Origin of the sequence: Mesorhizobium sp. M0052, assembly GCF_040323255.1 — a bacterium.
Classification (GTDB): Bacteria; Pseudomonadota; Alphaproteobacteria; order Rhizobiales; family Rhizobiaceae; genus Mesorhizobium.
In genome coordinates this window covers 124,296-139,385 of the sequence record NZ_JAMYUS010000015.1, presented here as the reverse complement: position 1 = coordinate 139,385, position 15,090 = coordinate 124,296, and the positions used below count along the sequence as shown (strand labels likewise).

General features: G+C 57.1%; 17 protein-coding genes. 10 read left to right on the top strand and 7 right to left on the bottom strand.

Going from position 1 to position 15,090, the window contains the following annotated elements:
- Positions 1–45: 45 nt before the first annotated feature.
- Positions 46–1,581, top strand: a complete 1,536-nt coding sequence (locus NKJ77_RS20880; RefSeq protein WP_023689486.1) for an undecaprenyl-phosphate glucose phosphotransferase — start codon at positions 46–48, stop codon at positions 1,579–1,581.
- The gene (locus tag NKJ77_RS20875) at positions 1,578–2,849 is read left to right on the top strand and encodes an O-antigen ligase family protein (protein WP_023833090.1); all 1,272 of its coding nucleotides are present in this window, start codon (positions 1,578–1,580) and stop codon (positions 2,847–2,849) included. The genes NKJ77_RS20880 and NKJ77_RS20875 overlap by 4 nt, the downstream gene beginning before the upstream one ends.
- 26 nt (positions 2,850–2,875) lie before the next feature.
- Here the strand turns inward: NKJ77_RS20875 and NKJ77_RS20870 are convergent, their stop codons facing one another.
- From NKJ77_RS20870 to NKJ77_RS20845, 6 genes are all read right to left on the bottom strand, one after another.
- Complete coding sequence (locus tag NKJ77_RS20870; RefSeq protein ID WP_155924046.1) at positions 2,876–3,904, bottom strand: glycosyltransferase family 8 protein; 1,029 nt, start codon at positions 3,902–3,904, stop codon at positions 2,876–2,878.
- On the bottom strand, positions 3,901–4,944 hold the full coding sequence (locus tag NKJ77_RS20865; RefSeq protein WP_352535700.1) for a glycosyltransferase family 8 protein: 1,044 nt from the start codon (positions 4,942–4,944) through the stop codon (positions 3,901–3,903). The genes NKJ77_RS20870 and NKJ77_RS20865 overlap by 4 nt, the downstream gene beginning before the upstream one ends.
- Positions 4,945–5,164: 220 nt before the next feature.
- Positions 5,165–6,277, bottom strand: coding sequence for a tyrosine-type recombinase/integrase (locus NKJ77_RS20860; RefSeq protein WP_352535699.1), 1,113 nt, complete (start codon positions 6,275–6,277; stop codon positions 5,165–5,167).
- On the bottom strand, positions 6,160–6,462 hold the full coding sequence (locus NKJ77_RS20855; RefSeq protein ID WP_352535698.1) for a helix-turn-helix domain-containing protein: 303 nt from the start codon (positions 6,460–6,462) through the stop codon (positions 6,160–6,162). The genes NKJ77_RS20860 and NKJ77_RS20855 overlap by 118 nt, the downstream gene beginning before the upstream one ends.
- A 646-nt stretch (positions 6,463–7,108) precedes the next feature.
- Entirely contained in the window at positions 7,109–7,879 is a 771-nt protein-coding gene (locus NKJ77_RS20850; protein WP_352535697.1) for a hypothetical protein, read from the bottom strand.
- Positions 7,879–8,586: a hypothetical protein gene (locus NKJ77_RS20845; RefSeq protein WP_352535696.1), complete on the bottom strand. Its 708-nt coding sequence runs from the start codon at positions 8,584–8,586 to the stop codon at positions 7,879–7,881. Before NKJ77_RS20845 ends, NKJ77_RS20850 begins: the two co-directional genes overlap by 1 nt.
- 306 nt (positions 8,587–8,892) lie before the next feature.
- Here NKJ77_RS20845 and NKJ77_RS20840 point away from each other — a divergent pair, with 306 nt between their 5' ends.
- The 4 genes from NKJ77_RS20840 (at position 8,893) to NKJ77_RS20825 (ending at position 11,606) form a co-directional block, all read left to right on the top strand.
- Positions 8,893–9,021 carry a hypothetical protein gene (locus NKJ77_RS20840; RefSeq protein ID WP_352535695.1) on the top strand — a complete coding sequence of 43 codons (129 nt, stop codon included), beginning with the start codon at positions 8,893–8,895 and terminating at the stop codon, positions 9,019–9,021.
- Between the two features lie 57 nt (positions 9,022–9,078).
- Positions 9,079–9,522 (top strand): hypothetical protein, encoded by a 444-nt coding sequence (locus NKJ77_RS20835; protein ID WP_352535694.1) that lies wholly within the window; start codon positions 9,079–9,081, stop codon positions 9,520–9,522.
- Entirely contained in the window at positions 9,519–10,034 is a 516-nt protein-coding gene (locus tag NKJ77_RS20830; RefSeq protein ID WP_352535693.1) for a hypothetical protein, read from the top strand. The genes NKJ77_RS20835 and NKJ77_RS20830 overlap by 4 nt, the downstream gene beginning before the upstream one ends.
- Before the next feature lie 390 nt (positions 10,035–10,424).
- Positions 10,425–11,606: a hypothetical protein gene (locus tag NKJ77_RS20825; RefSeq protein WP_352535692.1), complete on the top strand. Its 1,182-nt coding sequence runs from the start codon at positions 10,425–10,427 to the stop codon at positions 11,604–11,606.
- A 92-nt stretch (positions 11,607–11,698) separates the two neighbouring features.
- Here the strand turns inward: NKJ77_RS20825 and NKJ77_RS20820 are convergent, their stop codons facing one another.
- Positions 11,699–12,337: an endonuclease NucS domain-containing protein gene (locus NKJ77_RS20820; protein ID WP_352535691.1), complete on the bottom strand. Its 639-nt coding sequence runs from the start codon at positions 12,335–12,337 to the stop codon at positions 11,699–11,701.
- A gap of 140 nt (positions 12,338–12,477) precedes the next feature.
- Between NKJ77_RS20820 and NKJ77_RS20815 the strand changes: the two genes are divergently transcribed.
- The 4 genes from NKJ77_RS20815 to NKJ77_RS20800 all read left to right on the top strand — a co-directional run bounded on the left by NKJ77_RS20815 (position 12,478) and on the right by NKJ77_RS20800 (position 15,036).
- Positions 12,478–12,615, top strand: a complete 138-nt coding sequence (locus NKJ77_RS20815) for a hypothetical protein (RefSeq protein ID WP_352535690.1) — start codon at positions 12,478–12,480, stop codon at positions 12,613–12,615.
- 102 nt (positions 12,616–12,717) lie between these two features.
- The gene (locus tag NKJ77_RS20810) at positions 12,718–13,020 is read left to right on the top strand and encodes a hypothetical protein (protein ID WP_352535689.1); all 303 of its coding nucleotides are present in this window, start codon (positions 12,718–12,720) and stop codon (positions 13,018–13,020) included.
- 177 nt (positions 13,021–13,197) lie between these two features.
- Positions 13,198–13,941: a hypothetical protein gene (locus tag NKJ77_RS20805; RefSeq protein WP_352535688.1), complete on the top strand. Its 744-nt coding sequence runs from the start codon at positions 13,198–13,200 to the stop codon at positions 13,939–13,941.
- A 117-nt stretch (positions 13,942–14,058) separates the two neighbouring features.
- Entirely contained in the window at positions 14,059–15,036 is a 978-nt protein-coding gene (locus NKJ77_RS20800; protein ID WP_352535687.1) for a helix-turn-helix transcriptional regulator, read from the top strand.
- Positions 15,037–15,090 lie beyond the last annotated feature (54 nt).

The following is a 15,090-nucleotide window of genomic DNA, read 5'->3' as shown; positions in this document are numbered from 1 at the left end:
AGCTCTCTTTCTGCTATCGTCATCGCGGAAGCTTGTGGGAACCCGATGAACGAGACCGACCCCACGCGCCGCTTTTCGGCCGATGCGGTGCGCAAATTCGACAGTCCTGCCGAGAGCCCCACGCCCGGCGGCATGAACAGTGTTGCCCGCCAGGTCGCCTCGCAATACCGGCGCGATACGATGTCGCCGGTCATGGTCAGCGGCGTATTGCGCATCGTCGAATTCGGCTTGCTGTTCCTGTCGGGGCTCGCGCTCTACTTCCACTTTGTCGGCTTCTTCAACTATCTCGCCTGGCAATATCCGCTGACCATTGCCGCGGCGTCATTCGTGGCCGTGGTGCTGCTCGACGTCAGCGATTGCTACCAGATCTCCGCCTTGATGCGACCGATCTCCAATCTCGGCCGCGTGCTGATGGTCTGGGCCGGCACCTTCGCGCTGATGGCGCTGACGGCCTTCATCATGAAAATGTCGGAGGATTATTCGCGTCTGCTGTTCGGCACCTGGTTTGTCGTCGGCCTGCTTCTGCTGTTCGGCCTCAGGCTGGTGATGTCGAAGCTGATCCGGCGCTGGGCGCGCAACGGCCGCATGGAACGCCGCGCCGTCATCGTCGGCGGCGGCAAGGCGGCCGAGATGCTGATCCGCTCGGTCGAGAAGCAGCCAGACAACGACATCCGCATCTGCGGCATCTTCGATGACCGCGGCGACAAGCGCTCGCCGCCGATCGTGGCCGGCTATCCCAAGCTCGGCACCATTTCGGAGCTGATGGAATTCGCTCGCATCGCGCGCATCGACATGCTGATCGTGTCGCTGCCGCTGACTGCCGAAACGCGCGTGCTGCAGCTGCTGAAGAAGCTCTGGGTGCTGCCGGTCGACATCCGGCTCTCGGCGCATTCGAACGCTTTGCAGTTTCGCCCGCGCGCCTATTCCTACATCGGCTCGGTGCCGATGCTCGATATCTTCGACAGGCCGATCAACGACTGGGATTCGGTCGCCAAGCGCGCCTTCGACATCGTCTTCTCGCTGATCGGCATCATCCTGTTTTCACCGGTGATGCTGGCGACGGCCATCGCCATCAAGCTCGACAGCAAGGGTCCGGTGCTGTTCAAGCAGAAGCGGCACGGCTTCAACAACGAGATCGTCGAAGTCTACAAATTCCGCTCCATGTATACCGACCGCTCGGACCCGACCGCCAAGCAGACGGTGACCAAGAACGATCCGCGCGTCACCCGCGTCGGCCGCTTCATCCGCAAGAGCTCGATCGACGAGCTGCCGCAGTTCTTCAACTCGCTGTTCGGCACGCTGTCACTGGTCGGTCCGCGCCCGCATGCGATTGCCGCGCAGTCGCACAACCTTCTCTACAACGAGGTGGTCGACGGCTATTTCGCCCGCCACAAGGTCAAGCCCGGCGTTACCGGCTGGGCGCAGATCAATGGCTGGCGCGGCGAGATGGACACCAATGAGAAGATCCGCATGCGCACGGAATACGACCTCTATTACATCGAGAACTGGTCGATGCTGTTCGATCTGCGCATCCTGCTCATGACGCCGCTGCGGCTGCTCAACACGGAAAACGCCTATTGAGCGCGATTTCCCATGATGTGCCGCAGGCTGCGGTCAATGCCAAGCTGATCGCGCTGATATCCTCGGGCGCGGTGTTTTTCGGCGTCTTCCTGTCAGGCTTCGTCATCGACGAACCGGCGCCCTACGATCTTTTCATGCTCGGGCTGATCGGGGTGTGGGTGCTGTTTGGCCTGCGCATATCGCGCGCCGCCGTGCCGCTGCTCGTGCTGCTGATCACGATGAACATCGGCGGCATGATTGCCATGACGCAGATGGCCGATCTCGCCAACACACCGCTCTATCTCGCCGTCTCGCTGTTTCTCGCGTTCACCGCGGTGTTCTTCTCGTCGGTGACGGCGGTGCAGCCCGGCCTCTACCGGCTGATCTTCATCGCCTATGTCGTCTCCGCGGTGGTGACCTCGCTGCTCGGCATTGCCGGCTATTTCCACGCTTTCCCGGGCGCTGAAATCTTCACCAGATACGACCGCGCCCAGGGCGCCTTCCAGGATCCGAACGTGTTCGGGCCGTTCCTGGTGCTGCCCGGCATCTACCTGCTCTATCTCCTGTTGACCGGGTCGATCGCACGCATGCCGCTTCTGGCGGTGCCGCTGCTGATCATCACCGCCGGCATCTTCTTTTCGTTCTCGCGCGGCGCCTGGGGCATGTTCGCCGTCTCGGCCATCCTGCTCACCGGCGTCCTGTTCCTGCAAAGCAACAGCGGCAAGTTCCGGCTGCGCGTCATCGTCATGACCATTGCCGCCGTCACCCTGCTGGTGGTCGCCATGATCGTCATCCTGCAGCTGCCCGGCGTCGGCGAGATGTTTTCCAGCCGCGCCCAGCTCGAACAGAGCTACGACACGGCGCGCCTTGGCCGTTTCGCCCGCTACACGATCGGCTTTCAGATGGTGCTCGAACATCCGCTCGGCATCGGCCCGCTGGTGTTCGGCACCATTTTCGGCGAAGACACGCACGACATCTGGCTGAAGACGTTGATGGATTATGGCTGGCTCGGCTTCGTCTCGTTCCTGTCGCTGACGCTGTGGACGATCGCCGCCGGCTTCCGCATTCTTTTGCGCGACCGGCCGTGGCAGCCCTATCTGCTCTGCGCCTACGTCGCTTTCATCGGCAATATCGGGCTCGGCACCTTCATCGACATCGACCACTGGCGCCATGTCTACCTGCTGCTCGGCCTAATCTGGGGCGCGATCGCGCTGGAATACAGGCATCAGCGCGGGTTGCGGGCGGTGGCCGCAATCCGAACCGATGGGAAAGCCGCCGAGTTCGGATGACTTCGCCTTCGGAACCGACGATTCGTCTATCTCGCGATACCGGTCACCCGCTCGGGATACCGCACTGCCAGCATCGATTTGTTGGCGTGATCGGCAAAGATGGCGCTGACCTTTTCGGCGTCGAACCGCGCCCTGCGTTTGCGCTTCTCGTCGTTCAACAAGATGCCGCTGATGGCATCGAACTTGCGGCCAAAATTCTTCATCAACCCTCTCTTGAACGGCCAGCTGCGGCTGAAACGTCCGGCCCAGGGGGTGCCTTTCGCCAGGTCGCGATAGACAGCCATGGCGTCGACCTCGACACCGGCTGGCCGAGGCTCCCAAGGTTTGCCCCACGCGAAGTGCCGCGCATAGCACCTGCTGAAAGGGATCTGGCTGCTGTAGTTGGTCATCACGTTCCAGAACGGGTGCATCGTCTGCCATCGGCCTTCGAAGGCCACGTTCAATGCGCCCTGATCCATTCCGTAGACATGCTCGGACGCCAGCTGCCGCGTGCGCTCCAGAAGCCCCTCAGCCCTGAGCAGGGGCATGTTGAAGAGAAGAACGCCGGCGTTGAATTTCGGCGCTCCAGGCTGCATCGGCAGATGTTGCCTGTACTTTGCATCGAAGTAACTCTGCTCGTCGTGAGCCGCCAGCAACGGTGCATTGAGCGGGGTGTTGCAGAGATCGGCTATCGATCGGTTGAAAAGCACGTCGGCGTCTGAATAGGCGATGCGGTCGTATGGCTCGAATTCAGGCAATTGATCGGCAAACAGCCTGATGTAGGTCGCAAGGGTGGGATGCGTTCCACGGTTGAAGTTCGTCGCCTCCATGAATTTCGTCACGTCGATGATGCCGATCCTCCCATCGAGCAAACGCTCACCGGCAGACCGGTCTTCGGCGGAGATCATGCCAGTGTGCAGGATAAAGCCGTCGACCGGTGCCGAAACATCCAGGACGCGGCGAGCCGCCAGACAGGCAAAGGGGAAGAATTTTTGGTCGGCAGCAAAAAAGAAACATGATCTCTGTTGCATGCTACAATGCCCGCCCGTTGACTGTGGCCCGTCGTAGCGGCTCAAGCGAACCCTCCCAGTACTTCTGGGAAACTGACGGCCAGGGCCCCGGAATCAGCTTGCTCCGCATAGATCTTGTGGGTCTTGCGGCCATCATAGTAAGCCCGCCGTTTTTTTCTCTTATCGTTGAGCAGAAGCCCCCGAGCGGCATCGATCCGGCGCCCCAGCCTCTTCAGCACGCCCCGCTCGAATGGAATGCGTTGACGAAAGCGTTGAAGCCAAGGCGTGTCCTTCGCAAGGTCGCGATAGACCGCCAAGGCGTCGAGCTCTACGCCGACCTGGCCTCCCCATGGCTTGCTGCCTGAAAAATGCCGGGCGTATGCCTGAGAGAATCGATACTCTTTCGTGTAGTTGGACATCAAATTCCAGTTCGGATGCATCGTCTGCCACTTGCCTTCGAAAGCGATGTTTAGCGCGTTCTGGTCGTTCAGCTTTTTCTCAATGGCGACTTGACGGGTATGCTCCAAAAGCGATTGGGCACGCACAGATATCATGTCAAACAGCAGCACGCCCGAATTGAAGTACGGAGCTCCCGGCTGCATCGAGAGCTTCTGCCGATAGGTCGGCAGCAAATACATATAATCATCGTGGGCCGCCAGCAGCGGGGCCTGAAGCTTCTGGCCTGTCAAGTCGCCAATGTCTCGGTTGAACAACACGTCGCAGTCCGTGTACGCGATACGATCATAAGCTTCGAATTCAGGTATCTGGTCCGCAAACAGTCGAATGAACGCGGCAATGCCGCTGTCGCGAAATCCGGATCTCACCTTCTCCATGAACGACGAAACGTCGACCAGTTCGACTTGACCCTTGAGCAGGCGCCGCGCCACCCGCATGTCATCGTCGCCTGCGCCAACGTAAAGAATGAAGCCTGGCGTCGTCGCCGCCGAGACGTCCAATATTCTGCGCGCTGTCAAGCATGCATACGGAAAATAGCCCCCGTCAGCCGCAAGAAAAAAGCAGGAGTTCACGTCCAATCCTTTCTCGTCGCTCGAGCGCGAGCCATATCCCCTTGGTGCTTCATCGACAAGTTGGATGTTGGTGCTCACTGTTGAACGTTTGCCTGGATATTTGGGTGCGTCCCACTTTCTCAGCTATCCGCAGAGCCGCCGCGATTCCGCACGGTGTCGCCAAGCGAGGTGATATTCGTTCGGCTCGTTCACATGCGCCGTTTTAGCCCTTGCGCCACAACTCTCGAAAATATAAGGCTTTGCGCGGTCCGGAGTGTAGCGCAGCCCGGTAGCGCACTTGACTGGGGGTCAAGGTTGCTCACGCCAATTTCTTTCTATTTTTCAGTTGGTTATAAGCCTTCTTGCCTAATCCGGTGTGACTCCCGGTGTGACTTGCTGCTTCCATGGCAATACGCATATCCTCGATCATCGCATGGGCGTATTTCGCCGTGGTGGTGATGTCCTCGTGGCCAAGCATTCTCTGCACGATCTTCATGTTGCCGGTGCGAAGGGTTCTAGTCGCCGCTGTATGGCGCGTGTCGTGGAACCGGAAGTTCTCTACGCCTGATTTGTCTCTGTAGCGTCGCCAAGCAGTCTTGAAGCCTTCCTTCGTGATCGGGTAGCGGGTCCCTCTAACGAGTTCGAGACGTTTGTTTGTTCTCCGGGCAATGTAGGTGAAGACAGACGCCGTATGGTGGTCCTTCAGGGCCCACAAGAGGGCATGCACCGCGTCTGTCATCGGCAGAACCCTGGTCTTATCGCCCTTGCCGGTGACGGTGATCATCCTTCCGAAGAAATCAATACGGGACCACGTGAGGTCGACGATCTCCATGCGACGGCAGCCGGTCAGGAGAGCAAAGCGAACAGCGGGCTCGTAGTCGTCGCGCATCGCATTCAGAAGGCGCTTCTCTTCGTCTTGGCTCGCTTCACGAACGCGTTCCTTCGGCTCTTTGAGCATATGCCTGCTCCAGTCGACATCACCGACCGGCACCTTCCAGGTCTTCTTCGCACGGGTCATGATACCGCGGAGAGGAACTGTAGCGGTGCGATTGACCGTGGCGTTGCTGACGCCGTCGCTGCGCCTCTGCGATACCATCGCAGCCACCAAGGAGTCCGAGATCCGATCCAACGTGATGTGCTTGCCAAAATGATCGAGGAGCCACCCGAGAAAGCGGTAGTAGTTACCGGAATTGGCCAGGTGTTGCCCAACCTCCAGCCAATAGCGCGAAGCAGCTATCTCGAGTGTCATTGGTCCTTCGGCGGTGAAGCTGGCAGCCGTCTTCAGCTTGCTTTGCGCTTCCTGCCGCTTGAGTTCTAGGACGCGCTCCGCCTGGCGCTTGTTGCTCGTGCCCGTGGGACCGGAAAATCGACGACCGTGAAATTGGAAGTCATAGGTGTATTCTGATTTGCCGTGCTTTCGGTATACCGGCATGCTTTTTGGCTCCGCTTTGCAATGAACTCGGCAAGGTCGTCTTGTTTATAGCGTCGGGTGGGCCTCTTGCCCTCAAGACCAATGTTCACCCAGGGCAAAGCGCCTTCGTTCGTCAGCTCGAGCAGGTGCTTCGGAGTGACGGCGAGGAATTCGGCAGCTTGAGCGGGGGTGAGCAACCTCAACATCTTTGAGGTTATAGCGATAAGTCGACCGGCTACTTTCACGAATTGTTACGGCCACTCAATAGCGCCGGTGCCTGATAGCCTCGAGAAACGCCCCGTTGATTTTGGAGCATTCTTACTCAAGTTCAGCTTCGATGCCGCGGTGTGGCCACTCTACTTACTTTCAGTAATTTCAATGGCTTAGAAGACATTTTGTAACGTTGTGACCTTCCTTACGATGATCCAGTCTTCTAACATGGGGACGAACATAATCGATGCGCCATAAGCATCGATAATTTATGCGGCTTCGATCCCTTCCGCTGACCGCACGGATCAAGTGTAGGACTGCCATGATAACCGCACCCAAGCAGGAAGCGCTTCCAAAAAAGGCGCACGAAGCACGCCAATCAAACGCAAGATGGAAAGGGCATTGTTGGCGCCTTCGAGGTAGGGCTCATAGGTGCGAAGTTCATTTGCCGCACCTTCGCGCGGGTGCTCCCGCACTTGTTGGCTAATAGCTCAGGGACTTGCCGACGCCTGGCTGGGTGCCCGGGACGATTCAGCAGAGGAAGATGGCCAGCGCCGCAGCGGTGAGTGGGGCCACGATACCTGCGCGAATCTCTCTGCAGTCGCTAAAGACTTAATGGTGATCGAGATTTGAATTTCAGGGCTAATGAGCCGGACAAGTGTGGCCGGGCTCGTGATATCTAACGCCCTTGATTAATCTACCCAAACCAGCGTGATCATTTGGACATGTGCACGCTAGCCAGCCCGGAGGTATTGTGTCGTGCTTTTCTTGAGCCACCGCCTTCACAGCTCTTGAGGTCTCGACCAGCTTGAAAACGATCTCCTTCGTTTTCGTCTTTGTATCATTGAGCTGCTGCTCGTAAGTCTCAGCCACCTTCTTGGAAAGATCGGCATTCAACTCAAGATCGGCGATCTTTTTGTCGAAGTCCTTCATCTCATTCTCGTAACCGCTGAGTTCGGACTGCAATTGCTCCATCTCAAATTGCATATCTACCTCGGCGTATTCCGCATCAAGAACTTGCTCGAATGCCGGCAGTGTCTCGGTGAGGAGAATTCTGCCGGTCTCGAGCACATTCGACCGCTTGCCAGGTCCACTCATGTATTCGGTGAAGGCGTCTCCAAGGCTCTCCCCCATGTCACGCAGACCCTCGTCCATGTCCTGTTTTGCCTGTTCTGACACTTTGGCGAAATCGATCGCATCGAGTTTCTCATTTACTGATTGGGCCTTCTCGCCACGCTCCTTGCGCTTCTCGCGTAGATCATCCACTTGGGTCCGATACTCTGACTCCAATTTTCGCCACTCGCCAGGCACGTCGATGGGGGAAATCAGATCCAACTCGCCCGAAACACTGACGTCGTTGGGCGCCAGCAACAATCCCACAACTATGAACCACAGTCGCAACGGCGGGCGCATCACATGCTTTCGAGGATCTTGCGAATATCCTCCATCTGCCTCGCGAGGTCATTGAGGTCACCTAGGATCTCGGCTCGCGTATCAGACTGAAGCTTTTGCAAGAATTGAAGATCAGAAGCCAAACTATCGAAGTTTGTTGCAAGACGGCCGAAACTTTCCTTTACCTTCAAAACGCTTTCATTCTGTTTTTTGTCCGAGATAGTCAGTAGGATTACAATGTCGCGGATGTCTTGCACGTCGCTCCCGAGCCTAGCCATGGTGCCCGCAAGTTGGTAGTAGTAAGCAACCTCTTCGTCAAAATCGGCAGATAGGGAGAGTTCGTTTTTTCCAATCTCTTTCGAAGAGTAGATGAATGCTGCTGTCGGTGAAACGCTCGAAGGCAACGGCAATGAACTTAGTGGGCCTTTGTGGGTAGCAGCAACGTGCTTTACCCAAGCTTCAAGCGGGCTGTTCCCGAAGAGAACCAACTTTATCGATTTCCGTTCGTTGTCGGTGAAGACCAGAGCGCCCTTGGCACTCTGCGCATCTACCTGCGCGCGAATGGAGTTTCTGTTGGCTACCAGGACACTTGCGGTCGAAGCAATTTCGCGGCGTTGTCGATCAGTGGAAATCTGATCAAGAGACGCACAACTCGTGAGACTTACCGCAAGAGTCAACGAAAAAACGATCTTCCACGTCGTCTCATGCCGTGGTGATTGTAATTTCATTGAGCGAATCCCCGAGTCCCTCTGAGGAATACTTACCGTGTTTCAGACTCAGTGTAAATGCGCTGTATGAGTTTGTGGTGATGAGACTTGGTCATTTGATTGGGAAAAATTTCCGGTGCGCCCGCACCACTGAATGTGCCAATCTATGCTGTAAGTCATCGATTTGACTGGCGTTACCGAAAGGTCAATCCTCTCTGGCAACACATGCGGGTATCGAACCGAATTTGAGCGACATTGCTGCAAATCGACGAGGCGCTTCGCCGCTGAGGAGTTGGTCTTCCTGACAAAGGGCCGGCTGACCGGCGATTGGGTGAGTGGACCGTCGCGGAGCTCGAGCAACGTGGACAACGCGTCGAGATCGAGGAAGACACCCCTCACCTCTATCGCACCATCCTCGATGCCATCGTCCATTTCGAGCCAGGCATAATCGAGTAGCTTCCCCGTCATCGAGTTCTAGGCTACCACCTCCGCACACGAGCAAGGGGGAGTTAGGTGGCAAAGAAAGAGGATCTGACTAAACCTCCGGAGGAAGGCCCTGAGTTCGCCGAACTCGAGGCGACACTGGCCAGGATAGCCGCTGCCTTGGATGCGGACGCCGGAGAAACTCCGGGCACAGAGGGCGCGCCCGCCTCGGACGAGATCCGGGAACTCGCAGATGAGGAAGCTGCAATTGAGAAGGAAGCGGCCAGGCTTAAGGAGAAGCGGGAGCGTGAACGCGAGTTGGCGAAATTTACCGCCAACGCCTTTGACCGCATGTCCACGTCCGCAGTGACATTGGGTCTGATTGGTCCTGGAGTTGGCTTCCTCTACCACACCTCTCTGCTGGCAGCTTTGAAGGACGGGGAGCTGGTCGTAGCCACCCTAAGTTGCCTGGGAGCTGCCTTCGTCCTACATTGTGTGGGACGAGCTATCCTCAACGAGGAGTTCCAACGATGAGCACGCCTTTCTGGATCTTCCTGGTTGCACTGGGTGCGATCTGCCTGTGGGCGCTCGTGAGCCGCAATATATTCTCGCGCCGCATCGCCGAGCATAACAAGGCGGAAGCGGCTCTGGACGCCCGAATGGCTGCATTTAAGGAGCGGGTCAGCGCTCGCAATGAGCGCATCCTGGCTGCTGAGAAGCCGAAGAAAGGGCCGGACGACAAGAGTAAATCCGATCCGAGCTTTCTGGAGGAACTTTATGTGACTCACGGTCAGGTAATGCGGTCGGTAGCACCGCTTACTGGAATTGGCCTCAAACCTGCCCGCTTTGCCGGCGGTGGCGACCACCACCTCGTCATGCTTGGCAATGGGTGCGTCTGGCTCGAAACCAACCAGGTCGGCGATGCAATGATGAAGCGCATAGTCGAAGCGGATGCGCCACGAGCCTCGGGCGCCTACGAGGTCTCCAGCAAGAAGGACTTCATTGCTTCCACGGCAGCAGCGGTAAAGCGTTACCCTCGCAGGTAACCACCGCCATATCGCTATCTAGCAATAAGGCTGTTCACTTAGCCATGGTCGCGTCGAGAATAGACCGATCTCCATCGATCGCCTCGAACCAACCCGAAAACGTGGTCCGAGAAAAATCGGGGAATGGCTCGACATTTATCCCCAGAAGCAGCTGAACCCTATCGCTCGTAGAGACCCAGCGAAGTCCCAGGAAGGCCATGGGGAAATTCAATGGCGACGTTCACTGATCTTGGCACCAGACATAGCGCCATGATGGATCTTCGGCTGGCGCATTCTGCTGCCATGAGCGCTGCCTCCGCGCGTCTCCCATGAGCTAGTTCTCGCGCGGTCGAAACGACTCGCTTTTTCTCCCTTTCTCGGCTTCACTGAAGAGGGATGGGGGGAAGACAGATGGCAACAGTAATACAGCGTCCTCTGTGCGCGGTATTATCTGTGTTCATCTTCTGTGCTGCATTTTTGATTTCGGGGTGCACTACCCCCTACATCCCCCCGGTAATTCAAGAGCCGGGCCAAACCACCGCATCCAGCTTTGGCGGCATTATGAGCTTTGCAAAGCAGGAAGACCTACGGGTCGTTTGGGTGCACGGGATGTGCACTCACGATGAAAGCTGGGCCGATAATCGGCATGCCCTACTCCAACAGGCAATCCCTATTGGATCGTCAAGACGAAACACAGTGTATGGTCCCGAGCGTGCTGCTCGCGTCACGTTCAACCACAGTGTGAACGGACACTCGCTCGAACTCCGTTTTCTCGTCTGGTCACCGCTCGCGGCCGAGGCAAAGATCGCTATTGGGCTCGACCATAATGATGACCTGAAGCGCGCCAGCCTGAACAAGACCCTCAAGGGAGGCTTGATCGACGACTGCTTTTCCGATGCGGTGATTTACACTGGCACGGCTGGCAATCCGACCAGATCGTGGATCCGTTCCGAAGTTTGTGACGCTCTGAGTGGCGATATTTCAGCCGCAGGCCGCTGCCTGATCGACGACAGCAAGCCCAGGCGGAAGACCATCCTGGTCGCCGAAAGTTTGGGAAGCAAGATGCTCTCCGATGCAATCGTCTCGATATGGCAAGCCACGCCGGCATCGGAGCAGTCACGGATTGCCCAGCGCCTGGGCGATGTCCAAATGGTCTTTCTGCTCGCAAACCAGATCCCTCTCCTGAACGCCGCAACCTACTCTCCAGGCGCGGCCAAGATTGCTTCAGACAAATCGGCGGATCGTGCCAACGGATCGCTTTTCGACGTGTTCGCCAGCGCCAGAGCTCGCAAGAACAAGGCGTTTGTCGCCGAACCGGCCGGCCCCATCCGCTTTGTCGCTTTCACAGATCCGAATGACCTATTGAGCTACCGGCTGTTCCCCAAGGCATATCTGCCGGAGGATATGAAGATTACCAACGTCATCGTCTCAAACGATCAGACTTATCTCGGGCTGCTGGAGCGCCCGGACACTGCCCACTGCGGCTATGGCTGGAACCCGGCGGTGATAGCGACGGTCGCGGAAGGCTACGACGGCAAACGCCTTGGATCGATCCCGGTCGATGTCCCACACTCTTGCGGGCTCGGGGGATAGCGCTGCTCTATTGCCTGGGATTTGGGCCAGGCTTCAGGCGTGGCTCGTGATTTCTGCGAGGGTGGCGCAAGCGAAGGGCGGAATTGGTGCCGCTACGACGCATCCGTGAACGAGAACCCAACCCGGTAGGTCTTGAGCGCAACCGCCGGGGTCATCGACGCCGCTGAAAGTGCTTTTTCCTGGAATGCCGGTGCAACAAGGATTCCCCGAACCTTTCCCTTGTCGACATTCCGCATCGTGGCAGCCTCGGCCATGTAGGCTAGGAGCTGGGCTACCGCGTCCTTTCCGGCCTTGGTTGCCTTCAACTCGATCACGACCAGATTTCCGTCCCGGTCCTGCGCCGTGATATCCCGAAACTTTTCCTCTGATCCATGGTCCGCCACAACGAGCCCGTCTTCTAACTGAGCGAGGTTCGCGCGCAGCGCTACCTGAAGATCGCGTTCCAACGAGAAGGTCAGCATGACGGCATCGTTAACTTCGTCGACCACCTCCCGTGGCAGCATATCAACCACCTCATTGGCTTCTTTTAGATCAGCCTCGCCCGCAGCCTTGTGCCGGAGCCAAATGCGCATCTGCGCGCCCTTGCCCTTGCGGATGACTGTGTGGCCGACTTCTTCTAGTCTCTTGAACACATTGTATTGACCTTGGTCGGTATGACTCCTGATCTCGCCCATCGTTGTGCCCTGGGGCCTTGCGGCCAAACCCACAGCCAATGCCGCTTTGTCACCCAAGCGGATTCCGTAGTCAGTAGTCGCGGTCACGGCTGTCCCCCTCTGCCACCAAAATCTGGTAATTCAGCGTTTGCTGTGCGTGTTCGCCAGAAAATATACAGGCTTCGCTGCAAGAGCCAACTCTTGATCGAGATGCGACCATGGGAATGACACCTTACGACTTCTTTGATGGCTTTGTCGTCGACGACTACGACGACTGGAGAAACGCCCTACTCAATCCGCAAGGCATTTACGCGGCTGTTTCCTCCTTCCACATGGCCGATCACTACTACCGCTAGCATGCCCATCGAAATCAGGTTTTCGCCCAGCGCTATAAGACCCTGACGGACTTCTAAAAGGCAGTCACGACGCGCACGCCATCGTTCAGAGATATCCAGGACATGGCGACGGCCTTTAAGCATCTCTATACTCGTGCCACGTGTTCGATCGCGTCCGGCGGATCGATCGAGAGTGTTACCTATCGCGTCGACACAATCGAAGGAGATTGGCAGCAAGCCGAGGGCGGCTGGACCGGCGGCGTTATCATCCGACGGCGCGACAAGTCCATCGTGCGGTTCGATCAGGCCATCGAGGCCGTCATTGAGATGTGGCGCACTTTCATTTACGCCGAGGCACCGGCTCTCGATCTAACAGCGGACGGCCCGCCTGCAAACAGTCCCGGCTTGTCCGGTGAAATTTCCTGAACCTGGCGAGCACAGTCGGCGAGAATATACTTGAGGCGATGCTGGAAACAATCATCGAGATGAGCGATCCTCTCTTCAGCTAGCAGGCACGGCGCATTCACAATCCCGGCATGCACGGCTGCGGTCAACAGCTGCCAACTACACCACTCCGCGGGACGCGACCATTTGGGGAATGGAATGTCACGAATTGAGTTAAAGCGCCAAGCATTCACATTTTTGCAGGATCTTCATCGACTAATCCAAGCGTCGCTACCTCATGCTGCATCGATGAGGATCAAGATCGGTGAACTGGTTGAAACTGCCAAACACGATCCAACAAAGAAGCATCTTGGAGGAAAAGAGTGGGCATTTCTCAATCACTTTGTTACGCCTGTGGTCTACGAGCTAGCGAAACAAACCAAGGGGATGACTGGAAATACCACCCGAACAGCGTTTCTCTCTGAATTTTGGAATAACGCTGATATTCAGCCCTATTGTGAAAAGTCGGCAAGTAGAACCGCTCGCACCCCCTTCATAAAGAAGTTGATGGGTAAAGGCTCAGACCTCTTCAATGCTTGGAAGGCAGGCAAACTAGAGCGGGCTTGCCCGGATTTCGCCTTAAGCTCCCCTTTTCCATACCCCATAGTGTTCGAAGGCAAATACTTTGACGGCGGGTCAATCGCGCAAGCCGAAACGGTTTTGGTTGATTGTATCAGGGAGGCATTTTTCTATCGTTCCTTTCCCTACTCGGATCCCGGTCCCATCAAAGGCGAATGGAGCTACGACTATTCCTGTTTGCTTGTATGCGACGCCTCCGAGAACGGTTCCCTATTAGGTGCCTGGAATCAACTTCCGCTTGATGTCAGAGAAGCGTTTTGGGACGGTGCAAATGTCTTTGTGATGATAGTCCAGGGCGGTAGCGATGTTGGTAGCTCGCCGTGACTTCAGGGCCTAGTCCGCGATAGGCTCCGCTATTTCTGTCCGCGAGACTTATTTAACAGCCGAATTCCTACCCTTCGCTTCCGTCAGCTACGCCACCACCGGGGACACGACCACGCCATGTCCTATTCCAAGGCAAAAGAACTTCTCAGACTGGCTGATTTCGCCTGCTCACGGTTCCGCGGCGTCACGCTCGTGGATATTTGTGAGCATTTCGAGGTAAGCCATCGAACTGCGCAGCGCATGACCTCAGCGCTCGCCGAGGCATTTCCACACGCTGTAGAGATCGCCGAAGATCAAACTAGGGAACGGCGCTGGATGGTTCGCGAGATCCCACTTGCTAGATTGCGGCTCTCCGGGGATGAGGAGCTCGAGGGGCTCGAATTCGCGATTTCCCGACTTCGGGAAAGCGGTGATTCAAGGCAAGCCCGCGCTTTGGCGAGCCTTCGTGACCGCCTTCTGGCGGCACTGCCTGTCAAAGAAGCACGGCGCGCGGAAGCTGACGCCGAAGCGATGCTTGAGGTTCACGGAGTTGCAGCAAGGCCAGGGCCATTCGTTGCCGTGGCACAAGCCGTGACCGACGCAGTGACCGCAGCGCTTCGGGGGCCGTATAGGCTTCGCTTCAGCTACAATGACAGTCTACGTCTTGTCGAGCCTTACGGCGTTCTTCTCGGTGCGCGGCGCTACCTCGTCGGGAGGCAACCCGATAAAGGACTGAAGCTTCGGCATTTCCGCTTTGACCGAATCAGCGCAGTCGAAGTGACGGACGAATGGTTTGCGCGAGACCTCGATTTTGATCTTGCAGCGCATGCGGCGCGAGCGTTCGGGTCATTCCAAGACGACAGCCAGTTCGGTGAGGTCGTGTGGCGCTTCGCTCCAGAAGCGGCCGATCGCGCTGCGGAATGGCGCTTTCATCCCAATCAACGAGTGCGCGTAACTGAAGATGGCGCACTTGAAGTGCGGTTCAAGGCCTCTGGCTGGCTCGAGATGGCCTGGCACCTTTACCAGTGGGGGGATGCTGTCCAGGTCATCAAACCCGAAGAGCTTGCAGATATCGTTCACGCGGCCCGGAGGGCTGATTTTGATGCGCTTCCCTAATTGATGTTCATACTTTGTTCGATAATTCAACCCTTCAACGTTCGCGACCACTCC